The organism is Methylobacterium sp. E-046 (assembly GCF_022829625.1).
In the GTDB taxonomy this organism is placed as follows: Bacteria; Pseudomonadota; Alphaproteobacteria; order Rhizobiales; family Beijerinckiaceae; genus Methylobacterium; species Methylobacterium longum.
Map to the genome: position 1 here is coordinate 115312 of NZ_JAKSYP010000243.1, position 25712 is coordinate 141023.

At 67.3% G+C, this 25712-nt stretch carries 27 protein-coding genes and 1 tRNA gene; 13 read left to right on the forward strand and 15 right to left on the reverse strand.

What is annotated here, in order from left to right:
• Positions 1 to 249: 249 nt before the first annotated feature.
• Both dmeF and MKK82_RS26470 read right to left on the reverse strand, forming a co-directional pair.
• A complete protein-coding gene (gene dmeF, locus MKK82_RS26465; protein WP_058191821.1) occupies positions 250 to 1527 on the reverse strand; it encodes a CDF family Co(II)/Ni(II) efflux transporter DmeF in 1278 nt (425 codons plus the stop codon).
• Between the two features lie 17 nt (positions 1528 to 1544).
• Positions 1545 to 1823 (reverse strand): metal/formaldehyde-sensitive transcriptional repressor, encoded by a 279-nt coding sequence (locus MKK82_RS26470; RefSeq protein ID WP_058191708.1) that lies wholly within the window; start codon positions 1821 to 1823, stop codon positions 1545 to 1547.
• 92 nt (positions 1824 to 1915) lie between these two features.
• Here MKK82_RS26470 and MKK82_RS26475 point away from each other — a divergent pair, with 92 nt between their 5' ends.
• Entirely contained in the window at positions 1916 to 2113 is a 198-nt protein-coding gene (locus tag MKK82_RS26475; protein ID WP_082643201.1) for a DUF1289 domain-containing protein, read from the forward strand.
• Positions 2114 to 2280: 167 nt separating this feature from the next.
• Here MKK82_RS26475 and MKK82_RS26480 read toward each other — a convergent pair whose 3' ends face one another.
• Genes MKK82_RS26480 through MKK82_RS26500 form a run of 5 tightly spaced genes read right to left on the reverse strand, consistent with a single transcriptional unit; the run spans position 2281 to position 6088 of the window.
• The gene (locus tag MKK82_RS26480) at positions 2281 to 3444 is read right to left on the reverse strand and encodes an MFS transporter (RefSeq protein WP_243987306.1); all 1164 of its coding nucleotides are present in this window, start codon (positions 3442 to 3444) and stop codon (positions 2281 to 2283) included.
• 7 nt (positions 3445 to 3451) lie between these two features.
• Complete coding sequence (locus MKK82_RS26485) at positions 3452 to 4747, reverse strand: arsenic transporter (protein WP_058191710.1); 1296 nt, start codon at positions 4745 to 4747, stop codon at positions 3452 to 3454.
• A gap of 36 nt (positions 4748 to 4783) precedes the next feature.
• Entirely contained in the window at positions 4784 to 5209 is a 426-nt protein-coding gene (gene arsC, locus MKK82_RS26490) for an arsenate reductase (glutaredoxin) (RefSeq protein WP_058191711.1), read from the reverse strand.
• Positions 5209 to 5736, reverse strand: a complete 528-nt coding sequence (locus MKK82_RS26495; RefSeq protein WP_058191712.1) for an arsenate reductase ArsC — start codon at positions 5734 to 5736, stop codon at positions 5209 to 5211. The genes arsC and MKK82_RS26495 overlap by 1 nt, the downstream gene beginning before the upstream one ends.
• Positions 5729 to 6088 (reverse strand): ArsR/SmtB family transcription factor, encoded by a 360-nt coding sequence (locus MKK82_RS26500; protein WP_058191822.1) that lies wholly within the window; start codon positions 6086 to 6088, stop codon positions 5729 to 5731. Before MKK82_RS26500 ends, MKK82_RS26495 begins: the two co-directional genes overlap by 8 nt.
• A gap of 50 nt (positions 6089 to 6138) precedes the next feature.
• On the opposite strand from MKK82_RS26500, the gene arsH reads away from it, so the two are divergent.
• A complete protein-coding gene (arsH, locus tag MKK82_RS26505) occupies positions 6139 to 6885 on the forward strand; it encodes an arsenical resistance protein ArsH (protein WP_058191713.1) in 747 nt (248 codons plus the stop codon).
• A gap of 488 nt (positions 6886 to 7373) precedes the next feature.
• Here the strand turns inward: arsH and MKK82_RS26510 are convergent, their stop codons facing one another.
• The 3 genes from MKK82_RS26510 to MKK82_RS26520 all read right to left on the reverse strand — a co-directional run bounded on the left by MKK82_RS26510 (position 7374) and on the right by MKK82_RS26520 (position 9184).
• Positions 7374 to 7802 carry a multiprotein-bridging factor 1 family protein gene (locus MKK82_RS26510; RefSeq protein WP_058191714.1) on the reverse strand — a complete coding sequence of 143 codons (429 nt, stop codon included), beginning with the start codon at positions 7800 to 7802 and terminating at the stop codon, positions 7374 to 7376.
• A 218-nt stretch (positions 7803 to 8020) separates the two neighbouring features.
• Positions 8021 to 8353: a hypothetical protein gene (locus MKK82_RS26515; protein ID WP_058191715.1), complete on the reverse strand. Its 333-nt coding sequence runs from the start codon at positions 8351 to 8353 to the stop codon at positions 8021 to 8023.
• Between the two features lie 15 nt (positions 8354 to 8368).
• Positions 8369 to 9184, reverse strand: coding sequence for a hypothetical protein (locus tag MKK82_RS26520; protein WP_243987308.1), 816 nt, complete (start codon positions 9182 to 9184; stop codon positions 8369 to 8371).
• A 671-nt stretch (positions 9185 to 9855) separates the two neighbouring features.
• On the opposite strand from MKK82_RS26520, the gene MKK82_RS26525 reads away from it, so the two are divergent.
• The 7 genes from MKK82_RS26525 (at position 9856) to MKK82_RS26555 (ending at position 17948) form a co-directional block, all read left to right on the forward strand.
• Positions 9856 to 10518, forward strand: a complete 663-nt coding sequence (locus MKK82_RS26525; RefSeq protein ID WP_058191717.1) for an RNA polymerase sigma factor — start codon at positions 9856 to 9858, stop codon at positions 10516 to 10518.
• A gap of 2 nt (positions 10519 to 10520) precedes the next feature.
• The gene (locus MKK82_RS26530; RefSeq protein ID WP_243987310.1) at positions 10521 to 11120 is read left to right on the forward strand and encodes a hypothetical protein; all 600 of its coding nucleotides are present in this window, start codon (positions 10521 to 10523) and stop codon (positions 11118 to 11120) included.
• A gap of 3 nt (positions 11121 to 11123) precedes the next feature.
• Entirely contained in the window at positions 11124 to 14489 is a 3366-nt protein-coding gene (locus MKK82_RS26535; RefSeq protein ID WP_243987312.1) for a UvrD-helicase domain-containing protein, read from the forward strand.
• A 94-nt stretch (positions 14490 to 14583) separates the two neighbouring features.
• Positions 14584 to 15312 (forward strand): multiubiquitin domain-containing protein, encoded by a 729-nt coding sequence (locus MKK82_RS26540; protein ID WP_201025733.1) that lies wholly within the window; start codon positions 14584 to 14586, stop codon positions 15310 to 15312.
• Positions 15305 to 15925, forward strand: coding sequence for a putative metal-binding protein (locus tag MKK82_RS26545; protein WP_058191720.1), 621 nt, complete (start codon positions 15305 to 15307; stop codon positions 15923 to 15925). Before MKK82_RS26540 ends, MKK82_RS26545 begins: the two co-directional genes overlap by 8 nt.
• A complete protein-coding gene (locus MKK82_RS26550; protein WP_058191721.1) occupies positions 15922 to 16407 on the forward strand; it encodes a Mov34/MPN/PAD-1 family protein in 486 nt (161 codons plus the stop codon). Before MKK82_RS26545 ends, MKK82_RS26550 begins: the two co-directional genes overlap by 4 nt.
• A gap of 2 nt (positions 16408 to 16409) precedes the next feature.
• On the forward strand, positions 16410 to 17948 hold the full coding sequence (locus MKK82_RS26555) for an E2 ligase fold family C protein (RefSeq protein ID WP_058191722.1): 1539 nt from the start codon (positions 16410 to 16412) through the stop codon (positions 17946 to 17948).
• A gap of 153 nt (positions 17949 to 18101) precedes the next feature.
• Here MKK82_RS26555 and MKK82_RS26560 read toward each other — a convergent pair whose 3' ends face one another.
• Complete coding sequence (locus MKK82_RS26560) at positions 18102 to 19769, reverse strand: integrase family protein (protein WP_058191723.1); 1668 nt, start codon at positions 19767 to 19769, stop codon at positions 18102 to 18104.
• A 230-nt stretch (positions 19770 to 19999) separates the two neighbouring features.
• Here MKK82_RS26560 and MKK82_RS26565 point away from each other — a divergent pair.
• Positions 20000 to 20076 (forward strand) — tRNA-Arg (locus tag MKK82_RS26565).
• Between the two features lie 34 nt (positions 20077 to 20110).
• On the opposite strand, the gene MKK82_RS26570 is transcribed toward MKK82_RS26565, so the two are convergent.
• The 3 genes from MKK82_RS26570 to MKK82_RS26580 all read right to left on the reverse strand — a co-directional run bounded on the left by MKK82_RS26570 (position 20111) and on the right by MKK82_RS26580 (position 22418).
• Complete coding sequence (locus MKK82_RS26570) at positions 20111 to 20557, reverse strand: hypothetical protein (protein WP_238293869.1); 447 nt, start codon at positions 20555 to 20557, stop codon at positions 20111 to 20113.
• A 156-nt stretch (positions 20558 to 20713) separates the two neighbouring features.
• Positions 20714 to 21409 (reverse strand): sugar transferase, encoded by a 696-nt coding sequence (locus MKK82_RS26575; protein WP_409566838.1) that lies wholly within the window; start codon positions 21407 to 21409, stop codon positions 20714 to 20716.
• Positions 21410 to 21791: 382 nt separating this feature from the next.
• Entirely contained in the window at positions 21792 to 22418 is a 627-nt protein-coding gene (locus tag MKK82_RS26580; protein ID WP_373323401.1) for a sigma-70 family RNA polymerase sigma factor, read from the reverse strand.
• Positions 22419 to 22780: 362 nt separating this feature from the next.
• On the opposite strand from MKK82_RS26580, the gene MKK82_RS26585 reads away from it, so the two are divergent.
• From MKK82_RS26585 to MKK82_RS26595, 3 genes are all read left to right on the forward strand, one after another.
• Positions 22781 to 22993 carry a hypothetical protein gene (locus tag MKK82_RS26585; protein ID WP_243987314.1) on the forward strand — a complete coding sequence of 71 codons (213 nt, stop codon included), beginning with the start codon at positions 22781 to 22783 and terminating at the stop codon, positions 22991 to 22993.
• Positions 22994 to 23305: 312 nt separating this feature from the next.
• A complete protein-coding gene (locus MKK82_RS26590; protein WP_243987315.1) occupies positions 23306 to 23767 on the forward strand; it encodes a hypothetical protein in 462 nt (153 codons plus the stop codon).
• Positions 23768 to 23804: 37 nt separating this feature from the next.
• Positions 23805 to 24059 (forward strand): hypothetical protein, encoded by a 255-nt coding sequence (locus MKK82_RS26595; protein ID WP_238292900.1) that lies wholly within the window; start codon positions 23805 to 23807, stop codon positions 24057 to 24059.
• 1325 nt (positions 24060 to 25384) lie between these two features.
• Here MKK82_RS26595 and MKK82_RS26600 read toward each other — a convergent pair.
• Positions 25385 to 25600 (reverse strand): hypothetical protein, encoded by a 216-nt coding sequence (locus tag MKK82_RS26600; RefSeq protein WP_243987316.1) that lies wholly within the window; start codon positions 25598 to 25600, stop codon positions 25385 to 25387.
• Positions 25601 to 25712: the final 112 nt, after the last annotated feature.

Below are 25712 nucleotides of genomic sequence, written 5' to 3' on the forward strand. Positions count from 1 at the left end.
CTTTGATAGAGGCGCTCCGAGCCTCGCGACGAAGCGTGATTTCGCGAGTCGCCGATTCCGACGACCGCAATTTTTCTCAAGGCGGCACTTGGCCACTCATCGGAGGCGGTCTCGTTGCCGGGCACCGAGGCTGCGAACGGACCGAGAGGGACCGTCTCGGCGGTTGGACCGAATGTCGCCCCTGCCGGGGCAGCACGGGGGCCTCCGAGAAGTCCGAGACGTGTCAGCGAGACGGAAGGCGCAATGCCTCTATCGGCGCGGCACCATACGGATCTCGACCGTGAGGTGGGACAGGTTTCCGAACGGCGCGAGAAGGTGACGATAGAAGTCCGGCCCGCGCGCCTGTGCCGTGGCAACCGAGACGATGGCACCGAGGTGACCGGGGCCCAACCGCCACACGTGCAGGTCGGCGACGCGGTCGCCCTGTTCCTCGATGACGCTCCGCACCTTCCGGACGAGACCCTGATCGGGCTGCATGTCGAGAAGGACCCCACCCGTGTCCCGTACCAAGGTGTAGGCCCAACTCGCGATCACGACCGATCCGATGATGGCGGCCAAGGGATCCATCCAGGTCCAACCCAGGAAGCGGGCGAGCAAAAGGCCGCCGATCACCAGCACCGAGACGGCGGCGTCGGCCACCACGTGCACCACGGCCGCTCGCATGTTGTTGTCCCGGTGCATGGCGCCGTGATGCCCATGCGCATGCTCCTCGAAGGTCACGGACCCGGCCCGTTCCGATCCCGGGAAGCACAGGGTCGCCTCGAAGGCGTGGGGCTCTGGGATCATCTCGATGCTCTCGACGACGTCGCCCTTGCGGGTCATCGCGAAAGTCTGCCGCGTTCCGTCCGGGCGTACCGTCTCGATTGTCATGGCCTCGACCGGGGCGAGGGACTCCGCACCCTGCGCTGTCAATCGGAAGCGTGGCGGCACGCCGTCCTCGTGGATCTCCAGGCCGAACGTCTCCGTCGGTGTCACGATGGTCCGCGCCGCGTCGTCATGGTCTTCGTGACCATGCTCGTGGCCGTGATGATGTCCGTGGCCGTGGTCGTGGTCGCTTCCCAGGAGCCAGACGCTGGCGAGGTTCACGCCGAGGCCGAGCACCGCGATGGCGATGGTCTCGTTGTAGTCGATGGCCACGGGCTCGATGAGCCGGAGCACCGCCTCGTAAGCGATCAGCAGGGCGATCATCGCGAGCACGATGGCGCTGGTGAACCCGGCGAGGTCTCCGAACTTACCCGTCCCGAAGGTGAAGCGGTCATCGTCGGCATGCCGGCGTGCATAGCGATAGGCCATTGCGGCGAGCAGGAGGGCCCCCGCATGCGTCGACATATGCAGGCCGTCGGCGACGAGGGCGATGGAGCCGAACAGCATGCCGCCGACGATCTCGGCGGCCATCATGACACCGCAGAGCGCGATGACGGCCCAGGTCCGGCGCTCGTTGCGGTCATGACCTTCGCCGAGAAAGATATGTGAGTGACCGTGGGCCTCGGCCGGGGCGGAGGGAGCGTGCCCCGGGCTTGCGTGCATCATGTCCATGCGGGATCTCACTTCAGGTAGGTGCGGATGACCTCGATCAGCTCGGACGCACCCCTGGCACGGTTCGGATCGGGTTCGTGTGCGGGATCGACGACGTGATGGCGGATGTGCTCCTCCATCAGTTCGGAGGTCAGTCCGTTGATGGCCCCGCGCATCGAGGCGACCAGCATAAGGACGTCGGAGCAGCCGATCTCCGCCTCCAGGGCGCGCTCGACGGCCTCCGCCTGTCCCTTGATCCGGCGCACGCGCGCCAAGAGCTTGGTCTTGTCCTTGACGGTGTGGGCCATGACATCGGCTTCCTCGTTCCTCTAGTAACATAGGGGGCTACCCTATACATGTCGAGTGGCCGTTGGACGCACGTTTTCGGAAGGGCGCTCTCATGAGGAAGGACGATCCGTGCACGGGGGTCTGCCGCGTCGACGGCAGGACCGGGTGGTGCTTGGGATGCGGCCGCACCGTTCCGGAAATCCGTGCCTGGCGGAAGCTGACCCCCTTCAGGCGAACGGCGCTTGTCCGCGAGTTGCCTCGCCGCGTTTCACAGGTCGGCGAAGGCACGCTCGTGGATGGGGAAAGCTGAACCTGGCGGTCCTCGCGACCTCGCGCCTCGATGGCATTCAGGCATGACCGATTTCTTCAAGCCGAGGAGCTTGCCCGGCGTGACGTAACAGGCCACACGGTCGTATCCATCCCGTCAGCGCACGGGGACTCCTACGTCGGTCGCCTATGGCCCTCGACGCGCGGCATCTATCCGTTGCGAAGGAGCGTGACCGCCAATCCGAGATTTGCCAGGGCGAGTATCAGCAGCAGGCCGTAGGCCACGTCCGGACCGCCATAAGCCAGCGCTAGGGCTCCGAGCGCAGGCGCCAGCGCCTGGGCGATCAGCCCGGGCCGGGCGAGGCGCCCGATCAGCACAGGGTAGCGAACCGGCCCGAAGAGGGCGAGCGGGACCGCACCACGGGCGATGGAGTAGATGCCGTTGCCGGCCCCATACAGGACCAGCGCGACGCCGACCGCGGGAAGGCCGGCAGCCAGGATGCCGAGGCCTAGGGACACCAGCGCCATGGCGGCGGCCAGCGTCCAGAGCGGATGGTGGCGGCCCTTGCCCGCCATCTCGACGAGACGGGCACCGACCTGTGCCGGTCCGATCAGCGCGCCGTACGTGACGGCGGAGGCCAGGGCCACGCCCCTCGCCTGGAGCAACGCGATCAGGTGCACGGAGACCATCGCCATCACGGTGCCCCCGAACACGAGGACGGCCGCCATCAGCAGGTAGGCCCGTCGCTCGCGGGCGGTGAGCGTGCCTCCGTCACGGCGCTCCCGAACGCTTCCGACGACCTTGGCCGGCATTGGCGGGATCATGAGGAGCGCCAGCGGCAGGGTCACCGTGATGTGCAGGCCGGCATAGGCGAGGCAGGTCCCACGCCATCCGATCCGCTCGACGAGGAAGGCCGAGAGCGGCCAGCAGACCGTGCTGGCGAACCCACCCCATAGGGTCAGCGTCGTGATGGCGGGGCGCGCGTCGGACCCGTAGAGGCGGCCGAGCGTCGCGAAGGCCGGATCGTAGAGGCCGCAGCCCATGCCGAGCCCGATCACGATCCAACCCGCGAGGTAGACCGGCAGGTTCGGTGCGCCGCCGAGGATGGCGAGCCCCACGGCGAGAAGCACTGCCGCCAGCGCAAGGACCGGTCGGCCCCCGTGCCGGTGGATGGCGAGCCCGACCCGTGGCGATGCGAAGGCCGCCGCCAGAAGGCCGACCGACAGGCCGCCGACCACCCAGGCCAACGGCCAACCCGTCCCGTCGGCGATGGGGCCGGCGAGCACCGCCGGCAGGTAGAACGAGGAGCCCCAGGTCAGGATCTGGATGACGCCAAGGGCCGAGATCACCGGCCAGCGGCGCGCCGGACCCATCGGATCGCTACCGGGCCCCGAGCACCGGCAGCCAGAGCGCCAGCGCAGCTAGGGTCACGAGGAGGACCGGCGGGGTGATGACCAGGCCGACCCGCATGTACTGGCCCCAGGTGATGCGTTGGCCCTTGGTGTCGAGGACGTGGAGCCAGAGCAGAGTAGCGAGGCTGCCGATGGGCGTGAATTTCGGGCCGAGATCGCAGCCGATGACGTTGGCGTACACCATCAGCTCGCGCATCAGCGGCGACAGGTCCGGGGCCTGTTGGATGGAGAGCGCGCCCACCAGCACGCTCGGCATGTTGTTCATCACCGAGGACAGGATCGCGGCGGCGAACCCGGTACCGATGGTGGCGACGAACGGTCCGTGGCCCGAGAGCCAGACGAGGCCCTGCGCCAGGTAATCGGTCAGGCCGGCGTTCTTGAGGCCGTAGACGACGAGGTACATGCCGAGGCTGAACAGCACGATCTGCCACGGGGCTCCCGCCAGCACCTTGCGGATGGGGATCACCCGGCTCCGGTTCGCGAGACCGAGCAGGATCAGGGCACCGGCGAAGGTGACGACCGAGACCGGCACGCCGAACGGCGCCGTCACGAAGTAGGCGACCAGCAGCAGTCCGAGGAGCGGGAACGCCGCCCGGAACACGAGCGGGTCGCGGATCGCGTTTCGAGGCGCCTCCAACTCTCCGACAGGGTACGTTGCCGGCAGGTCGCGCCGGTAGAACAGCCACAGCACCACAAGGGTCGCCGCGAGCGAGACGAGGTTCACCGGCACCATCACCGCGGCGTAGCGGCTGAACGAGATGTCGAAGAAGTTCGCCGAGACGATGTTGACGAGGTTGGAGATCACCAGCGGCAGGCTGGTCGAATCCGCGACGAACCCGCAGGCGACGATGAAGGCCAGTGCCGCCGCCGGCTTGAATTCGAGGCGCAGCAGGATGGCCAGCACGATGGGCGTGAGCAGCAGCGCGGCGCCGTCATTGGCGAACACCGCGGCGATGGCGGCCCCGAGCAGGATCACCAGCGGGAACAGCAGGCGCCCCCGACCCCCGCCCCAGCGGGCGATGTGGAGCGCGGCCCAATGGAAGAAGCCCGCCTCGTCGAGCAGCAGCGAGATGATGATGAGCGCCACGAAGGTGAAGGTGGCGTCCCAGACGATGTGCCAGACCACCGGGACGTCACCGGGGCTGATGACCCCGGTGGCCAGCGCCACGGCGGCCCCGATCAGGGCGCTCCATCCGATCCCGAAGCCCTTCGGCTGCCAGATGACGAAGACGAGGGTGACCGCGAAGATGGCGAGCGCGAGCATCGGGACCGTTTCTTGTTCTTGGGGGCTTGGGACGGTTCAGGCGGTGGCGACGCGGCGCCCGTGCTCGTCGACGACGCGCTCGCCGTCCTCCTTGACGAACTCGCCCTGCTGGGCCGGCAGGAGGTCGAGGACCGCCTCGGAGGGGCGGCACAGGGAGACGCCCTTCGGGCTCACCACCAACGGGCGGTTCAGCAGGATCGGGTGCGTCTCGATCGCATCGAGAAGCCGGTCGTCCGTCAGGGCCGTGTCGGCGAGGCCGAGCTCGGCGTAGGGCGTACCCTTCTCGCGGAGGAGGCCGCGCACGGTGAGGCCGGCACGTTCCGCGAGTTGGCGGACCAGGGTCCGGCTCGGTGGCGTCTTGAGATACTCGATCACGTGGGGCTCGATGCCGGCGTTGCGGATCAGGGCCAGGGTGTTGCGGGACGTGCCGCAATCCGGGTTGTGGTAGATCACGACGTCCATCACGCGACCTCCGGACGGGGCGAGGTGTTGCCGGCCTGCTGGCCGATCTCGCGGACCCGGGCGGTCAGGGCGACCGCGTCGAGGCTCGCCATCGGCAGGGCGAGGAAGGCCGAGATCCGGTTCTTGAGGTAGCGCTGGGCGGTGACGAAGGCGGTCTTCCGCTCGATCTCGCTGCCCTCGACCGCGGCGGGATCCTCGATGCCCCAGTGGGCGGTCACCGGCTGGCCGGGCCAGAACGGGCAGGCCTCGCCGGCGGCGTTGTCACAGACGGTGAAGACGAAATCCATGACCGGTGCGTCCGGGCCGGCGAACGCGTCCCATGACTTCGAGCGAAGGCCCTTGGTGGGGTACTCGGACTCGCGCAGGACTTGGACGGCCATCGGGTTGACGTCGAGCTTGGGCTGGCTTCCGGCGGAGAATGCCCGGAAGCGGCCTTGGCCTTCCTTGGCCAGCATCGCCTCGGCGAGGATCGAGCGGGCCGAGTTGCCGGTGCACAGGAACAGGACATTGTAGACGCGGTCAGGCATGGGCGGTGTCTCCGGTGGGGGTGCAACAGGCGGCGAGCGCCGCGACGGCGGGGGCGCAGACCTCGGGACGCCCCTGGCAGCAATCGCGCATCAGGAACTGGATCAGGTCCGACAGGTCCGGGTAGGCGGCGCTGTAGATGATCGACCGGCCCTCGCGACGGGAGGCGACGAGGCCGGCGTGGCTCAGTTCCTTCAGGTGGAACGACAGATTGGTGCCGGACACGCCGACCGCCTCGGCCAGCATGCCGGCGGCCATGCCGTCCGGTCCGACGGTGACGAGCTGGCGCACGATGCGGAGCCTGTGTTCCTGCCCAAGGGCCGCGAAGGCAGCGACGGCTTGCCGTTCGTCCATCATAATGTCAATATCTCAACCATCGTTGAAACGTAGAGGATAGAAGCTCCTTGGACAAGCCCAAACAGCCCTTCGCCGACGGAATGCCGAACCTGAGCGAAGGGCACTTCGTCGTTCCGACCACCGCAGACTTGCAGGTGGCCACGCTGTTCACCCATGCCCCGCGCTTCCTGATCCTGTACGGATCGCTCCGGGAGCGCTCGTTCAGCCGGTTTCTCGCCTACGAGGCCGCGCGCCTGCTAGAGGCGATGGGCGGCGAGGTCCGGATCTACGACGCGCACGGCCTGCCGCTGCCCGACGACACCACCGCGGATCACCCCAAGGTGCAGGAGCTGCGAAACCTCTCGATCTGGTCGGAGGGGCACGTCTGGGTCAGTCCCGAGCGTCACGGCGCCATGACCGGGGTGATGAAGAGCCAAGTCGACTGGCTCCCGCTGTCCGAGGGGTCGGTACGACCGACGCAGGGACGGACCCTGGCGGTGATGCAGGTCTCGGGCGGGTCGCAATCGTTCAACGCCGTGAACGGCCTGCGCATCCTCGGGCGCTGGATGCGGATGATCACCATCCCGAACCAGTCGTCGGTGCCGATGGCTTACAAAGAGTTCGACGAGGCTGGCCGGATGAAGCCGGGACCGCTGTACGACCGCGTCGTCGATGTCTGCGAGGAGCTGTGCAGGTTCACGCTGCTGACCCGCGAGCGATCCGTCTACCTCGTCGACCGGTATTCCGAGCGCAAGGAGCGCGTGTCCGACCGGCTGGACGCCGTGGCGGCCGATATTGGGTTCGCGAAGGCCTGAAATTCCCTCTGCACCGGCTTATTCGCGATGGTGTCGGGAAAATTGGCAATGTACACGGCGAAGCTCACGGCATTCGATACGACTGTGACCATCCGTGGGTCCGCGATGCCCGTGTTCAGGATAGCCCCGTTCTGCTTCGCCGCCCCCCCCATGGAATTGGAATTCGTTGTCCTTCATGGTCGGACCGAACCGCGTCGATGACGGCGCTGCTGCGGTGTGCGGTCGTCAAGGCCGTCGACAAGTGCTCTCCACCGAAACTTACAACACGATGGCGCCTCGTCCTTCACGTTGCCCCGTATTGCAATGAGAGGGGGCATACCTGCTGCGGCCGAGGATGCGTTCACTGGTGCGTAGCCAGACAGGGCGCTACCGGGATTGCCAACGACCGTCGAAGGGCGAACCGTTGAGCCACGACCCGACGATGCAAAGTCGAGGAGGGGTTCGTGAGCGAGCGTCAGGATCCGCAGCCCGATAAATCTGCGAAGATTTTATTCGTTTTCATTCATCAGGTTCACGGCGGCGAACAGCAGTTTACGGAACACCTCCGAGTGATTGGAGGCCTCCTGGACAAGGACCAACAGATCGGGCGGCTTGGACCCGGCATCTCCAAGAGCGTCGTCGACGAAACGCCTGATGGCAGCCCTCAAGGCGGGTCGGGGGTTCTGTCCGGCGGAAAGCAGCTTGGAAACCGTTGATTGGCTGGTTCCCAGAACGCGCGCCAGCCCGGTCTGGGACAGGCCGCGATCCCGACGCGCACATTCGAGGGTCGTCGCGACGAAGTCCGGATGGACGCCGGAAGGCATGGCACGACACACCTTCCGGATTCCCAACAGGCCCGTGCCGCGTTCCAGCGAAATCTGTTCCAGCTCGGCGCGGACGCCGCCCATATCCTGGCGAACCTGGAAGGGGTTCGCCATTCAATGCCTTGGCAACATCGCCTTCGCATCGGGCTTGGCGCGGCGTTGTAGACCCGCGCCGAGGCTCCGTTCACGAGCCCGGGATCGGCCACTGCCCCGGTACGGTCGGGAGAGATGTACCGGGGCAGGCGGCGCGGTCGCGTCGTCATCCTTGGCACGGCCGGCGCCATCCGTCCGTTGGGCGCCCTCAACCTTCCGCCCGCATCGCGGGACGGCACTCAGAACCAGAAGGCCTCGTCCTCCTCGTGGGAGATGGCGCGCGCCACGGAACCTACCTGCCCCAGGATGAACTCGCCCAGTTCGTCGTGGTCGAACTCGACATCGAGCAATGTCGAGTCTGAATGGTTTTCCCGATCGGGTCCCGAGACATCGAACCCCTGGACATCCGCGTCCGTGTAGGGCCGGACGCCCCCCCTCGTCCGGTCGCGGTCCGTCCGGGAGCTTGCACGGGAGGCGCGTTCGTTCTTCCGCCGCCAGGCGGGACGGCGTGCTGCGCCGCCGGTCGATCCGGGCGAGGCCTGCTCGAAGTCGGTCTTGGTACGGGCGTTCATGGGAACCTCCTTGGCTTAGGCGATGGCGGAGCGAGGGCAGTCGGCGGCGTGACGAACCGTCGCCGGCGCCGGTCGGACCGCTCGGTTCCCAACCGACTGGGTCGGGTTCAGCGAGCCCCGTCGACCGGGCCGACGGTCCGCAACGGCCAGGCGGCGGCAGCTTTCCTTCGGTACCGATCGCCGCCCGGGTCCGCGGTCGAGGTCGTCGGCGAGGTCGAGCAGATCTTCCCGAAGCGCGATGTCCGCGTCGGTCAGCGTCGTGGACGCGCCGTCCGCCGCGAGCAGGTTCGCGACCTCGGCGGGATCGAGGCTCGGCGCGTAGGGGTCGTCCGCCGCGATGCGCAACGCGGCCGCAAGGCCGACGGCGCGCCGATGAAGGCCGCCGCATCTGCAGCCGCGCCGGATCTCGGCTGCCTCGTACGGCCGCAGCATCGTCATCCGCACCGGAAGCGTATGGGGTGGATCGTGCCGCGAACGACCGGACGCGGAGAGCAGCCAAGGCGGTGCCAAGGTTGCGGTCCGAGACGTGCATCCCGCCGTCATCGCCCGGAGGGCGCCATCGCGGGCGACCAGGCTGGGGCCGAACGCGATCACCGCGAGGTCGATGCGGCTCCGGATGCTGAGGTTACTCAGCTGTGCCAGGGGCAACGCAACCATCAGGTGCCGTCCCGACGCCGTGGCCGCATCGAGGTAATCCGGGATCGCCTCGGCGAGGGCGTTGCTGCCGGCCAGGACACCCGGCGCTCCTGGATCATGACCACTCAACCCCCCACTCGCGAGGAGAGCCGCCTGGCTGGCCGACATGTCGTCGGCAAAAAACCCGATGTTCATGACGAAGGTCCCGTTTGTCGATCCGTGCTTCTGCGACACGGTGGGATTATACCCCACAGGGGTATATTGGCCAAGCGACTTCTCTAGTGACTAGAGGTTCGTCGTGGGAAGTGGTAAACCATTCCCTGGGCTTGGTCCGATGGGACGGACCGTCGTGATGCTATCGACAAACCGTGGCGGAAGGCTCGAACCTTATCCAATGGATCCTTCGTGCGGCTTGATCAGATGTCCTAGTTACAAACGATAGTGAAAAGCGGTGTCGTACTCTGAAAATTGCATCCCGTTCGGTATTGGCGAACTTCGCGCCGCGCTCTCGCACGGATGAAGTCGAGCCGCTGCCGAACGAGATCGGTCAATGATCTTTGCAACGAACCGACCTTATTGCGGTGACGATCCTCCCGGCAACCGCTTCGATCGAAATCTACCGCTGTGCTCGTATAAGATCGAGGGCACCTCAGGTGCGCGGAATGCTTCCCGTCCCTTGGAGCTCGCACGAAATCATGCCAACTTAAAGTTGGTGCGAAACCACGATAGGGACCCGCATCGGCCTCGACGAGTGTACCCCGTGACGAGCGAGCGAGCTTCTCCCGCACCGATTTATATCGTCCCCATTACCGGATCGACGCCTGCTCATACGCTGAAGAAGCAGACGCCCTACGAGGAAATGCCAATTGCAGGACCAGGAACACGGCTCGGAGGGCGTGGACAGGGAGGATTGGCTCGATCGCATCAATCGGAACGACCTCCGTTCGGCGAAGCCTCAGGCCATCGCGGCGGCCTGTCGCCGTCTGAATCCCGAGCGGGACGTTTTGCTGCGCGGGAGGTTGCTCGACCATCTCGCCAAGCTCGCGACCGATCACTTGGCGATGCGGGTCGACCGGCGACTGCCGAACGAGGGGCGGGATGCCATCGGGGAAGTCGTCGGGAACATGGTCGCTTCGATCATCGACCCGGATGCGGCCGACGGCCGTGGTTTCGAACACTCGTTCATCAACAAACTGGAACATCGGCTGATCGATCATGTGCGCAGATGGCGACGGGAGACGGTGGTCATCGAGCCACAATTATCGGACGAGGTAACGGGGCATGCGCTCGAAAGGCCGGATGGATACGGTCTGAGCCCGGAGGACGAGGCGATGGCGCAAGACATCGTCGCGGGTCTGCCCGACAATTACAGAAAGGCGTTCCTGCTCAGGAGGGCGGGCTTCGCCTACGACGCGGCAAGCCGAAGCGAAAGCATTGCGGCCATGCTGGGCGTGACCCCGAAAACGGCGAAGGCATGGGTCGAGAAAGCCCACGCCCTGATCCATCAACAACTGGGCATCAGACGATGACCGTGACCGACCATGAGCTCGACGAAATGCTCTTCCGCTTCCATTGCGAGGCGACGGAACAGGCGGTGACGCCCACGCTCGTCGCCAGGTGGACCGCTGCGTATCCGCATTATGCCGAGGATATCCGAGAGCATGCCGTGGAGCTCCTCGACATGAGCTTCCGGGCTTCGGCGAACGGGGCGGCTATCTCGGCCGGCCGATCTCCGGCACGGATCGAGCCGGTCACGGTGCCGACCCCCGGGATGACGTCCGAGACGGCACCGTCGACGCTGCGTGAGGCGCTCCGGACCGTGGGCCTGACGTTGCGCGATTTCGCCGACGGCATCGACATCGCCCGCTCGATCGTCACGGATGTCAACGACGGAGAGATCGTCAAGGAGACCATTCCGCGTCGCTTCCTGCGAATCGGAGCCGCTCGCGCAGGAACCGCCACGGATTGGTTCAAGGCGGTCGTCATGACGACGAACGACAAGGGAGAGCTTCCGGCCTTCAAGTCGACGGGCGATCCCCTGCCGGGCCGACAACGCACGTGGGAGGAAGCCATCAGGGATACGGACATGGATGAGGACCGGATCGCGTTCTGGCTCTCGGACGAGGGCTGAACCGTGGATCCCTGGCGTGATATCCGCCTGAAGGCGCGCCGACGCCATGCCGAGGCTTGCGAGGTCGCGACGGCCCGGACAGCCGAAGCCCTCGTCAAGGCGGCGCTGAAGATCGCCAAGCTGCAGGTCAGTCGGTTCGCACCCGGGACCCGATATGCCGTCGGCGTGCTCGGTGCGTTGGACCGCAGCGGCGGCTTCGTCCGGCTGGCGTCGAACCTCGACGCCCACCAAAGGGTGATCGTGTCCGCCCACGAGATCGGGCATTTCTGGCTGCACGACGAGACGGCCTTCATGGTGCGGTCGACCGTCTCGGGTTTCGGCGGCCGCCCTGTCGAGACCGGCGCCGACCGGGTCGTGGCCTACTCGCCCCGGCAACGGATGGAGGTGCAGGCCGACATCTTCGCCCAGGAGTTCTTGCTGCCCTCCGAGCTTCTCCACGAGATGATGGTCGCCCAGCGGAAGCGCCCCGAGGACATCGCCGCGGAGTTGGGGCTTCCCGTCGACTTCGTAAGGATGCAGGCGATCCGGGCGCTGCTGCTGCCACCCTTGGCGCCGCCGCCGGAGCGGTCCCCCGGCCCGAGGGCGACGCTTCCACCGGATCCGCAACAGCTTGAGGCGGCGCGCTGGGACGAACGGCCCCTCATCCTCGACGCCGGGCCCGGCACCGGAAAGACGCGGACGCTGATCGCCCGGATCGAGTTCCTGCTCGCCACGGACGTACCGCCGTCGGCCATCCTCGCGCTCACCTTTTCGAACAAGGCGGCGGCCGAGATGATCGAGCGCATCGAGATGCTGGATCCGGTCGCCGCCCCGATCATCTGGGTGGGCACCTTCCATGCCTTCGGCCTCGAACTCCTGCACCTCTATCATCGCGAGGCCGGGCTGCCGCAGGCGTTCGAGGTTCTCGACGAGATCGGCGCCCTCGCCATGCTTGAGCGGCTGTTGCCGACGCTCGGGCTCCGTCACTTCCAGAATCTTTGGGATCCGACCCTGGAGCTGCGGCCGATCCTGCGCGCGATCTCGCGCGCGAAGGACGAGATGGTGACGGCCGAGGCATACGGGCTAGCGGCGGCCGCTTCCCTCGACGCCGCTTCCACGCCGGAGGAACGCGAACGCGCCGAGAAGGCGATGGAGGTCGCGCGGGTCTATCGGGCCTACCAGGCCGAGCTTGAGCGCAGCCACGCCGTGGACTTCGGGGACCTGGTCTGGACGGCCGCCCGGTTGCTGGCCGAGAACCCGAAGGTCCGCGAAGCGGTGCGCGAGAAGCACCGCTTCGTCCTGGTCGACGAGTACCAGGACGTGAACAACGCCAGCACCGCGCTCCTCGAACAGATCAGCGATGGCGGGCTCCGGGTCTGGGTCGTCGCCGATCCGAGGCAATCCATCTACCGCTTCCGCGGCGCCGCGCCGGCGAACGCAGCTGAGTTCACGGAGCGCTACCCCGACGCGGAACGTCGTCAGCTCAAGACCAACTATCGGTCATGCGAGACGGTGGTGCGCGTCTTCGAGACCTACGGGGCCGGCATCGCGGCGGCCCCCCTGCCGGCTGTCAGCTGGAAGGCCCATCGGGGCAAAGTCGGGTTCGTCGACCATGTCACGGCTCCCGACCTCTACTCCGAGGCCCATGCCGTGAGGGACCAGATCGAGCGCCTGCGCGAGCAGGGCATCCCCTATGACGAGCAGGCGATCCTGAGCCGCACCCATCTCTGCCTCGCGCGGTTCTCGCGCATCCTGCAGGAACTAGGCGTGCCCGTCCTCTATCTGGGCGATGTGTTCGAGCGACCCGAGATCCGGGACCTGCTCGCCCTTGTCTCCCTCGGCGCGGACCCCGCCGGTGCGGGCCTGATCCGGGTCGCCCGATTCCCCGAATACGGGGCGACCCGCGACGACGCGCTCCTGGTCATCGCGGCGGCGCATGCGGCCGAGGAGGATGTCATCACGACCTGCGGCCGTGCCGCGGACCTGCCGGGTCTCTCGGAGCGCGGCCGACGGGGCCTCGGCCTTCTCGCCGAACACCTGGCGGGCACGGCGTGGAAGACGACCGCCTGGAAGCTCCTGTCCAGCTATCTCTTCGACGCCAGCGACTATCTGAGGCCCCTGCTGGAAGCGAACGACGTCCGTTCGCGGCAATCCCTCATCGCGATCTATCAGCTCCTGAAGTTCTGCCGGGAGCACCATGACGCGAACGACGGGCGCGGCGGCCGCAGGGTCTTGTTGAACGAGATCCGCCGCCTCGAACGCCTGGACGACGACAGGCAGTTCAGGGTCGTGCCCCCCGAAGCCGACGGGATATCGGCGGTGCGCGTGATGACCATCCACGGGTCCAAGGGACTGGAGTTCCGGGCCGTGCACCTGCCGCAGGTCGCCACCCGATACGTCCCGGGGCAACGACGACCGACGACGTGCCCCGCCCCGGCGTCGCTCGAACGCCTCCAGACGCCGCCGGAGGATCATGCGGCGGAGGAGGAATGCCTGTTCTTCGTCGCGCTGTCCCGCGCGCGCGACGTCATGACCGTGAGCAACGCGAAGCGCTACACGGAGAAGCAGACCTGTAATCCGTCGCGCTACCTCGGGACGATCGGTGGCGTCCTGCCGCCGGCGCGGCTCGCCCCCGCCCGTTCGCCGTCGGTGGGTGTTGCGACCCTGGCACCGCCGGAACCCAGGGCGGAATACGAGTTCCGGCATCTCGAAACCTACATGAAATGCCCGGCCAGGTATCGTTACGAGCATGTCGACGGGCTGGGCCACCTGGCTGAGAGGAGCGGGTATCTCCGCTTCCATGGATGCGTTCGCCAGACCGTCGCCTGGATCTGCGAGGGCGTCGCGAAGGGTGACGTCGTCACCCCCGAGGCCGCGGTCGCGCATCTGACGGAGATCTGGCCGAAGCGGGGCCCGACCGATCATCCGTTCGAGGCGATCTATCGCACGGAGGCGACGCGGATGGTCGAACGGTCCGCAACGGCCATCGACGCCCGGGAGGTGACCCTCGACAACGCTTGGACGGTCACGTTGGCCGGAAGACGGATCGCGCTTCGACCGGACAGGGTGCTGCAGACGCCGTCGGGTACCATCGTCGCCCAACGCTTCAAGACAGGTAGGAAAACGAAGGCCGAAGCGGAGAAGCCCGTGTGGGAACTCCTGCAGGCAGCCGGCCGCCAGGGTTTCTCGGGCCGGGATGTCCGCCTTGAGGCGTTCTATCCCGCCGCAGGCGAGCGTGAGGTCATCGCCCCGAAAGGGGACGGGAAGGGGTTGGACAGGTTCGTCCGCGCCCTGGAGGGTATCGAGGCGGGCGAGTTCAAGCCGATCCCGGCCAGGGAATGCCCCGATTGCCAGTTCTACTTCATCTGCACCTCGCAGGATTTTCTCTGACGCGATTACCGGATCGGGTGGTGGAGCTTCGCTGAGAAGGCAGAAGGGCAGGCCCGTTCCGAGGCGGCCCCTGATCGACCAGCGAGGCTCCACGATGAACGACCACCACGACCCCGACCGTTTCCAGATCCAGGTCGGCGGCCCCGACCTGGACTTCCGCACCATCACGCTCCCTGATCCGGTTCCCACGGGGCGCCAGATCCTCAAGGCGGCAGGGGCCCTGCCGGTCGAGGATCATGCCGCCGTCGCGTTCATGCCCGACGGGGCGTTGGAGACGCTCCGCCTGGACGAGACCTTCGACCTTCGCGGGCACGGCGTCGAACAGGTCCTGGTGTTCCGGACCGACCGCTTCTTCCGTTTCCTGATCAACGACCAGGACGAGGAATGGGGCGTCCCGATGATCAGCGGTCGCGTGCTCAAGGGACTGGCAAAAGTCGATCCCGCCGCGCACGACGTCTTTCTCGACGTCCGCGGTGGCAGCGACATCCTCATCCGCGACAACGAACTCTTCGACCTGGACAAGCCAGGCGTGGAGCGGTTCGCGACGGCACCCAGGGCCGAAGGCCACGACGGATCGGTATCGATCACCGTCGTCGTCAACGGGGAACCCACGGTGGTCGCCGCGAAGGCGGGGGATCTCTTGGCGACGGTCCGGGAAAAGGCGCTGACGCAGACCGAGAACGTCGGGCAGCCGCCGGAGAACTGGGAGCTGAAGGACGATGCGGGTGTCAGCCTCGACCTCGCCGCGACCGTCGGCTCGTTCGGCTTCGGCCGGGATGTCACGCTCTACCTGAGCCTGAAGGCGGGGGTGGCCGGTGCCTGAGATACAGTCCGTCGATCCGACGGTCTCACGCACGAAGTTCGATCGCGAGATCGCGAGGTATCGCGACCGGGAAGCCCACCATCACGGGCGGGGCTGCTTCCTGGTCGACGCGTCCTTTCCGAAGGCGCTGGTCCTCTTCGCCTCCAGGAAGGTCAAGCCCACGGTGCTCGTGGCGGGCGCAGTGCTCGACTTCTCCAACTACGACCTGCGCCCGCCGTCCGTGACGTTCGTCGACCCGTTCACCCGGGCGCCCCTACTCGCCAAGGACCTCACCATCTCGATGCTGCGGCGGCCGCCGATGCCGTCGATGCCTCCGGAGATGCTGCAGGCCATGCTTCAGAGCGGCCAGGTCGTGCTCTCGAACATCATCCAGTTTCACGGTCCCGAGGAGCCGCCGTTCCTCTGCCTGCCGGGGGTCCGCGAGTACCACGATCATCCGGCGCACACAGGTGACTCATGGCTTCTGCACCGGGGTTCTGGCGAAGGCTCCTTGGACTTCATCCTGAACCAGATCTGGAAGTACGGCGTGGACCCGTTCGACCAGATCCAGATCCAGGACGTGAAGGTGACGTTGGGAGGGCTGGGGGCGTCGTTCGACGCGATACCCGAATGACGCTTTCCGACGTCGCACGCGTCGTCGTGCCCCGGACCTGCATCGAACAGGTCCAGCTGCACATGCGTGCCGTCGGCCAAGACGGACACGAGGGCCTCGGCCTCTGGGTCGGGAAGCAGGACGGGGCCCGCTTCACGGTGCTTGAGGCGATCATTCCTGCGCAACGCCACGTCCGGACCGCCGACGGCGTCTGCGTCGTGGTGGGCCCGGATGAACTGCACCGCATCAACAAATGGCTCTTCGAGCACAGGCTGACGCTCGTCGCGCAGATCCATAGCCACCCCGGAAGGGCCTACCACTCAGGCACGGACGACGACTTCGCCGTCGCCACCCGGGTCGGATGTCTGTCGCTGGTGGTGCCGGACTACGCCACGGGACGTTTCGAACTCGCGACCACCGCGACCTTCCGGCTCGATGCGAGCGGGCGCTGGCGCGGGATCCGGACGCCCGAAGTGCGCCGCCTCATCGAGATCGTGGAGTGACCATGGCCTTCGCCAATTTCTTTAACCGCGCCGCCACCGCTGCCTCCCAGGTCCTCAGCGGCTTCGACCTTCCGGCCTTCCGCGGGACCCTGGACGGACATGTCATCGGGATCGCGTTCGACGTCGAGGCCATCCGGTCGACGGAGGCGGCAGCGACCCTCGACCTTCTCGTGAGGCTGGTCTCTCGCCTGCATCCCTCGGTGTGCCTGATCGCTCTCGACCACCATGCCGAGTCGGCCCGTGACAGCCTCATGCAGCTGGCGCTGTCCATCAACCCTGACATCGACCTGTCACGCCATTCCGGCGAGGTGACGGAATGCGTCGTCGTCGGCCGGAGCCGCCCGCGCATCGAAGCCACGATGGTCTTCGCAGGCTCGAATGGCTGGACGGCGACGCTCTCGCGGTCCGGCCCCCAAGGATCGGGCCCGTCGCGCAATCCCTTCGGTGCGGGCGCGGCGGCGTGCATCGCGGCCGCGAACGTCTTCCGAACGGTATTCGCCGATCGGCTGCCCGGCGGGGATCCCGATACGGAGGTCACGCTTTCCCTGTTGGACTACGGGAACGGGCCCCACGGCCGGGAATTCAACCCGGACACCGTCGATCTCGGCGAGGCCCACCTCGTCGGCCTGGGCGCGATCGGTAACGGGGCGGTCTGGGCGTTGTCGCGCATGCCCGGGCTCGCCGGATCTTTGCACTTGGTCGACCATGAGGCCGTGGACCTGTCGAATCTGCAGCGGTACGTGATCGCCGACCAGGCGACGGTCGATGTGGCGAAGGTCACGGCCGCGGAGAGGCTGCTGGCGGACACCCGCCTCACGATCTTTCCCCATCGGAAGCGTTGGGGCGACTATGCCGGGGAGCGGGGGGACTGGTCCTTCGAGCGCGTGGCTGTCGGCCTCGATACCGCGGAGGATCGCATCGCCGTCCAAGCCTCGTTGCCGAGATGGATCGTGAATGCCTGGACCCGCGACATCGACCTCGGCGTCTCGCGCCACCGCTTTGGATCGGACAAGGCGTGCCTTGCCTGCCTCTACCTTCCGGACGGTCAGGTGAAGGCCGAGGATCAGAAGGTCGCCGAGGAGATCGGCCTTCCCGACGCAGTATTGGAAGTCCGAGGCCTGCTGGCGACCAACGGTCCGGTGGACACGGCTTTCGTGACGAGGGTCGCCGAACGCCTGGGGGTGCCCGTCGCGGAACTGATGCCCTTCGTGGGCAGGCCCCTTCGCAATTTCTACCAGGGGGCGATCTGCGGCGGCGTGGTCTTCAACCTCACCGGTGGCGCGCGCCCGGTACGGGCGACGGTGCCCATGGCGTTCCAATCCGCGTTGGCCGGGATCATGCTGGCAGCGGAGCTCGTGAAGCATGCGGCGGGGGTACCCGAGGCGTCCACCACGAGCACCCGCGTCAACCTCCTCCGGCCGCTTCGAGGCCACCACGCCGACCCTAAGGCGAAGGCCGCTCCCGGCCGCTGCATCTGCAGCGACCCCGACTTCATCCGGGCCTATGAGGCGAAATACACGGCGTCGCCATGCCCGATGTGAGGTCGCCGCCGGCACGGGTCCCTCGACCGCCCCATGACGCAAACCGTTCCGCGCACACGGCCGTCGCACGGCGGATCGACCCGTCGGATCAACATCGTGCCCTTCGTGAGGAGAGGAGATCCACGTGTCTCCACGCCGTCCGTCGGGACAGCCTCAGCCTGGAGCCCCTGCCACCCCTGCGCGCCGTTTGTTCGTCCCTTCCTGCGGCTTCCTGTTCACCACCTTCGACCGGACTCGCTTGGCATCACGATTGACGCCGCGCTGCTCCGCCCGACGACGGACGAGTTCGGCTTTCAGCTCCTCGCGCGGGAGCAAAACCGCCGCCGCGGCGGCCGGCTCCAGCAGTCGCTCCCACGCTTCCATCACGGGACGCTTGAAGGCCAGCATCTCCGCCTCCGTATAGCGCCGCGTCGTGCCGTTGGTCTTCCTCACGCCGACCTCGTCGTCGGCATGATCCAGGACGTGGCCGACGAGGGCGATGTGGATCCCGGCCACGTCCTGGACAGAGGACGAGATCACGCGACGCATGTCGTGCGGCGAACTCAACGAGCCCGGGATCGCCGTCATGGTGTGCGTGAGCGTGTCCGCCACGAGATGGCCCACCCTCGCGGGCCGCCCGGCCTTTGCAGGTCGTTGCTTGGGGAATGCCCAGGGCGTCGCCCCGTCGTATTCGAGCCGGTGCCACGTCAGGTAGGCCGTCACGACCCTCCAGCATGCCGGGGGAAGCGGGATGACATGCGGCTTGCCGGTCTGGTTCGTGCGTCGGACCTTCCGGTGGTAGCAACGCCAAAGGCCCCATCCCGGCTCACCGTCCCAGGGCTCGAAATGCTCGACCTCGGCGGTGACGATCGAAAGGCGCCGCTGCCCGGTCCACACCGCCAGGTGCACGGTCGCCGCAACCGCCGGATTGAGGACGCCGGATGCCCTGGAAGTCGCGAGGATCAGGCCCGCCTCCGCCAGGGAGGGGAAGTGCTGCCGCCCCTTCACGCCCGAGAGCTTGGGGGCGCGGACGCGGTCCATGATGCCCTCGCGGACCCCGGAGCGTCGCTCCTGGGCGGGCTCGGCGAGCCAGCGGAAAAAGCGCTTCATGTTCCGCGAGACGTCGTTCGCCTGACTGCGCTTGCCTTCCTTGACGAGCCCTTCGACGGCCATGGCGAGGTCGGCCGCCTCCAGTCGCGCCACGTGGCGCTCATCGAATGGCAGGAGCGCCGGGCATGTCAGCACCTTGCTGTAGTTTCGGATGGTCGCGGGAGCCAGATTCCCCACCGCCTCCTCTGACTTGAGCCATTCGACGTAAGCGACCCGGGCCTCGCCGTAGGTCCAGGTCGTCGCGGCGGGCTGCCTCGCCATGACCTCCGGCACGTAGGGGACCGTCGCATCGCCGTGCCCCTTCTTGCGTGCGTCGGCGGCAAGGAGCGCCTGTCGGTGAAGCTCGATCCACTCGTCCGTCGGGGGGCCGTTGCCGGTCGAGACATGGCGCACGATGGAGGCGCAGACCGTCCGGGCATGAGCGAGGGTCCAGGCATCGATACGCCCGATCCGGAGCCGAAATTCACGCCCCTGGTATTGGACCCGCGCGAAATAGGTCGCCCCACGCGGCTGTATCCTGACGCGCAACCCCCGCTGGATCGTATCGGAAAACTCGGTGCTGAACTTGATCTTCACGTCCCGGATCAAGCCGGACAGGCTCTCGATGAAGGCGACCGTAAGTTCCTGCTTACGGTCCTTCGGCACCACGGGCGGCGGGACGTCGAGCTGCCAGGCGACGTTCGAGTAGGTCACCCCCGGCAGCCGGGGTCCTTCCTTGCGCTTGCCGCCCATCGAAAACCGTCCGAGTTATCCGTTCGTGAGACCTCATAGCTCGGACGGTATTCGGACGGCCATCGGTTTCGCTCGCTTGGACGTGGTTAACCCCTCACGATCCACCGGAAATGCTGTTTGCCCATCAAAGGGTTGGGCGTTTCGGCCTTCTGTGAAGGTGAAAAGCGCGTGGTGGCGGAAAGGCTTGACCCAGGCCCGGACCCGTGGTTTTTGCGGCTCTGGCACCCCCAGACTCCGTAGCTCAGCTGGATAGAGCAGCCGCCTTCTAAGCGGCAGGTCGTAGGTTCGAGCCCTACCGGGGTCGCCAAGAGTCACGATGACCTAGCGATATCTTCCGGTGGTCATTCCGACAGATCCGCGCGATCCGTTCGTGTGAGACGGCGCTCGTGCGCGCCCGCGATGATCCGGCGTCGGGTCTTTCTCACGTAGCGAGGCAGGGTTCGAGCGCTTCCGTGCCGATTGATGGCGCGGCTCTGCGCGTCGGTAGGCGCGGCATCTCCGAGCTCGGTCATGCCCGTGTGCCGCCAGGGGCGGAACGAGTGGGTGAGTGTCGGATCGGCCGCCCGGATCATGTCCTCGGCGACAGGGCGCAGGTGGGTGAGATCGCCGGTCCGGACGAGCCAGGGCGCCGGCCCTCCGGAGGCCTTGTCCACCCAGTCGCGGACGAGGAGCAGCCCGCCGATCCGCCCCCGCTCGTTGGTATCGCGGCGTTCCATCGACCCGGGAAACAGGAGCTCGCCCGCGTGGACTAGCGGGATCCAGATCTCCTCGCCGGTCTTCGGCAGCATTCCTGCGCAACCGTCGCGGCCGAGTCCCCTCGACCGCCGTTGTACTCGCCGCCCACGCTGCCGGCTTCGTCGCGTTCGGGCGCCCGCTCGAGGCCGTGCCGCCCATGCATGATGAGGCTGGCGACGCTGTCGCCCGACCGTTGGTCCCGCGGCGGATTACTTGCTTCCGCGCTGGGCGAGGACGGCGGGGATTGTGCGCAGGAGGATGGCGAGATCCCGGCGCAGGCTCCAGCGGGTGGCGTAGTCGAGGTCGAGGGCGACGCGCTCGGCGTAGGTGGTGTCGGAGCGGCCCGAGACCTGCCACAGGCCGGTCACCCCCGGGGGCACGGCAAAGCAGGTGGCGAAGGCGCGGCCGTAGCGGGCGACCTCGGCCGGCACGATCGGGCGCGGCCCGACCAGGCTCATCTCGCCGCGCAGCACGTTCCAGAGCTGCGGCAGCTCGTCCAGCGAGGTCTTGCGCAGAACGTGGCCGATCGGCGTGATGCGCGGGTCGTCGCTGAGCTTGTGCGTCTCCGCCCATTCCGCCCGCGCCCGCGGGCTGGCCGCCAGGTGCGCGGCCAGCACCGCCTCGCCGTCCGTGACCATCGAGCGGAACTTCAGGCAGCCGAAGCGGCGGCCGTCGCGGCCGAGCCGCATGTGCCGGTAGATCGGCGCCTGCCGGTCGCCGGCCCAGACCAGAACCGCGATCAGCAGCAGCAGCGGCAGAAGCACGAACAGCGCCGTCACCGCCACGCCGACGTCCAGGCTCCGCTTGGCCGCCCGGGCCGGGGTTGAACACGACGCCAGTCCGAGCTTTGTTTCAGTGACTCCGGCGACGGCCGAAGGCACAGCGTTCCCGCCAGTATCCCGCATCAGGCTGCTTCTCCGCTTGCGATGCACATACCGGCAACGATGCAACGCGGTGCAAAGGGCATGCCCGGCAGAAACGGTTCATCAACCAAAACCGATCCAGGCCGAATTCAGGATCACGGCTGAGGCGACACGCCGCCGAGCCGCTTGATCCTCCCGGGAGATCGGCTCCTTGCAGCGGCCCGAGCTATGTCGGGCCGGTCATCCGGTCGGGCACCGCTGGCGGCGCAGTCGTCACCGACATCTCACCATCGCGTCCACGGGGCATCGGTCGGCCTTCGGTCGAGCGCAACCTGAGCCGCATGTCTTGGCAGCCCGAGATGTGATTGACGTCGCTCATGGTGGCCGGCTCCGAACAACTCGGCCGGCGGCGTGATGACCGGAGCTAGGCCAAGGCCCGTTCGCTGACCATTCCGAGCCTGTCCGCCAACAGCGCGCGCGCGCGGCTGACCCGGCTCTTCACCGTGCCGACCTCGCAGCCCATCACCTCGGCCGCCGCCTCATACGTCAGACCCTGCGCGCCCACGAGCAGCAACGCCTCCCGCTGGAGCGCGGGCAGCCGGCCGATATGCTGCCAGACCGTCCGCAGGTCGGATCCGTGCTCCTGGGCTGCCGGAGCGGTCATCTGGGCCGCCATCGCCCCGTCCGCATCCTCCACCTCACGCTTGCGCTTGCGGATCTCCGTGTAGAGCTGGTTGCGCAGTATGGTGCACAGCCACGCCTTCAGGTTGGTGCCTGGCACGAACTGCTCCTGCTTGGCCCAGGCTTTCAGCAGGGTCTCCTGCACGAGGTCGTCGGCGCGTGTCTCGTTTGCGGTCAGCGAAATCGCGAACGCCCGCAATCCGGGCAGCATCTCGATCAGGCTCTGACGAAAGCCGGCCGCGCTGAGGCTGTCTTCGCCAGCCAGGATGCCGTCGAGCTGTGCGATCAGGTCGAGCAGGCGCTGGGGCGGCGGGGTCGTGATCAGCCCCGCGTAGGCCGCCTGTAATTGACGGCCGAGATGGTCGCGCACCGCTTGAGGCAGAGCGGCTGATCGTGGTCTCTCCAGCCGGTCCGGGTGATCCGAACGAAGCTCCTCCGCGGCATACAGGTCCTTCAACGCGTAGCCTTTCGCAGAGCGGTTCGCTCTGCCGTCCTGAGTGACAATGGCGCGGACAAGCTTGCGGCTGCATCGAGGCAGGCGGTCGGCGCTGTGTCGCACTGCGTAGCTGACGCGAGCACCTCCTCGCATCAACGGTCTCAGGGCTTAGTGTGCCCGGCAACCTGTCTGTACAGTGAACAGCTAACCTTCGCCATAAGCGGGATCGCTTGCGATGGGCCGCGCGTTGCGGGTGGCGTCTGGCGGCCAGTGTGAGCGAGGTGATGGCAAGACCCGTGGCCTATAGCATCGTTGACTGCCCCGACGGTCGGTTCGCAGTGGTGGCAGTATCGGCCTCTGGTTCGATTCACCGGCGTGGCGGGCTGCTGACGCTTGCGGAGGTGGATATCTGCATCGAGACCCTGCGCGTGCTGATGGAAGCTTGCGGGGGTGCGCTCGTGTTCTGGGAAGGCGACTTACCCGGCACGGATCATATGTGCGCCGAATAACGGCTGAGGTCGGCACCGAAGCGGATCAGCCGACGGCGGCGCTCGATCGCCACAGATCGCTCAGGACCCCGCGGGAGGCGCTCGGGCGGAAGCGGGGGCCGCGGCCCCCGGGATTTTCAGCAGCCTCTTGCTTGCCGGGAAGGCGCAGTCGTGCCGGGCACGGGCTGTCGTGCCGGGAAGAAGCTGGACGCGGTGGCGCGATCGCCGCAGGGTTGCGTCGCCCGAATGCGTGCGTAGTTTGACCTCGGAACCGATCCACTGACCCTGTTCGACCGTTGTCCGCGGTATCGGAAGGGCCACTACGGAGGCGACATGGTCATTGTACGGATCGCGGTGCTGGGCGGGCTTGGGCTGATGCTAGGCGGGTGCCTGTCGCTCACAGACGCCCCACGCGCCTACAGCGCCCTGCAGCCGCCGGCCGTTTCGGACTCACCGCTGCCCCCTGTCGTAGTGCCAGGGCAAGTCCTGACGGCTGGCTTGGGCGCAACAGGCACAGGCGTGAACCCGTCGGACGAACTGACCACCTCCCAACGGCAGCGCAGCGCCTGGGAGGCTTTGCATCCCTCCGAGCTTGCCCAGCCGCCCTCATTCGCATCGCACACCGCGAGCGCCAACGGAGCGACAGATCCCATCAGCACCGCCAGCGTCTCGAAGCCTGCCAAGGTTCGGGCCCGGCGGGATGCCGATCCGCAATCCTACGACCGTGAGGCGACGATGGACCGGTTGGTGAAGGAGGGTCAGAAGGACGCCAAGCCGATCTGTGGCGGCTGCTGATCGCGCAGGGCCACGCTGGCGGCGGTATCAGATCTGCATGGCCAAGCGCGTGAGGCAATTGCCCCAGGACCGAGGCTTCGTCCTGTTCGACGTCGTCTTCGAGGAGGGCAGCCGTGCCTCGAACCGGCGCGTGCCGATGGAGATCCTGGGCGGTCTGGACGGCGACGAGTCGGCCCGTCCGCTTATCGAGCAGCAAGAGGCGGAGATCGCCCGGAAGGCGGGCCGTCCGCCGCGAGCGATCCAGAGCCTGACGCGAGCCGCCAAGCCGGAACCGAAGGCTTCCCGGGAGTAGCGCCGAGCATCCGGGACGGACAGCTTGGCGTTAAATGTTCGGCTGCGCCGTCGGAACTGTCGGCAAGCTCCGGCCGTCTAAGTCCTGTGCTGAGTTCGACGCTTCAGGGATGGTCCATTGCTTCGCCTTCTCGCGATTGTAGGGGCAGCACACGCAGCCACGCTGTCCGCCTACGGCCCCGCCTCCGCAGCCTCCGACATCACGTTGGCAGCCCTCGCCACGGGTCGGCTCTACGTCGTCGGGATAACTGAGCGCCCGAACATGCCCGTGGTGCTCGATCAGCAGTTCCGCACGGAGTCGGACGACAGGGGCATTTTCCAGTACAAACTGGTTTACCACCCCGCCCGCTGCATCATCTCGGCCACTATCGAGGGGAAATCCTACGAGGCGGTGGTCAGCAACTGTGGCCAGCAAGGCTCTTCCGGACCGTCGCATGGTTCGGCGGCCGTGGAACCCGCACGCCCTCAACGGGCTCTGGGCCAACCCGCAGACGTGAGGGCGCCGGCCCAGGGACCCCGGCCGCATGGATCTGACCAGCCCACCGAGGCCGCTCTACCGACCGGGCCGGTGCGCACGAGCCCGCTGCCGTCCACTTCGTCGGCGATGAACGAGGACGCTTCTCGCATGAAGGACGAGAGGGAAGGTGTGGGCCCGATCTTACATCCGCCGCTGCCGCCGGAGCGACCGAGAGGGCAGTTCAATGCTGAGGTGAGATCGTCCCAGGCTGCTGAAACGACGAAGCATGCCAAGCCTGTGCGCCGCGGTGGGCCGCACAATCTCGAAGGGTGGCTCAGCAACTGATGGCTCCGCGTGCGCGCGTCGCCGCAGCGTTGCCCGCAGCCGGGCGACCTGCGGTAGTTCCGGGAGGGCCCGCCCTCTCTGTCTGATCCCGGCGAGAAGCGCGGGGCGCCGATGCTCAGGGTCGATCCGCGTACCGCGGCACATCCACGAGCGGACCGATCAGATGCAGCAGGGCCCGATGCTCCGGTCGGTGCAGCGCCTGGGATACAGCCGGTGCCTCGCTCGATCCGGCGGGCGAACGTCTTCAGAGAGCACGCCGGGCGTGGGTTCCTACGCGCGGCAGGAGAGGCCGAGCGAAGCCGCCCTTCAATCCTCGGGCGTGACGCAGGTCCCCATGAAAGCCTTCCGCTCCGGCCCTTCCTTGAGCTTCTGGCTGTCCGCGCGCTGCCGGCAGCGATCGAGCACTGCCGGGTCGACCGCGGATGCGGCCTCCTCGCCCGCGGGCGTGGTGCCTTCCGCAGGCTTTCGCGGCGGCCCCGACGGGGTCTGGGCACCAACCGCAGCAGGAAGGCAGGCGAGGGTTGCTAGAGGGGCCAGGAGCGCGAAGGAGCGGGCCAGGGGGATCCCGCCAAGCCATCGTTGGCCGCCTCGTCGGGGTCGTCGGGCTCGCTCTCGGCGTCCTTGCCCACGTCCCGTCCCGCAGCCGTGCGGCCGGCCGTCGGGTCCGGCACGGTGACGGTCCGGACCGGTGTTTTCGGAGGCACCACGCTCACGCCCGAAGGCTTGTCCGTCTCAGTCATGGCTAGGCCGCTCTCCGTGATGCTGAGCCGTCGCGCGGATCAAATGACCCGCCCGGCGGCATCTCCCAGGGACGCAGATCCAGCGCGGATGACCGACCGCGCGGGATCTGCG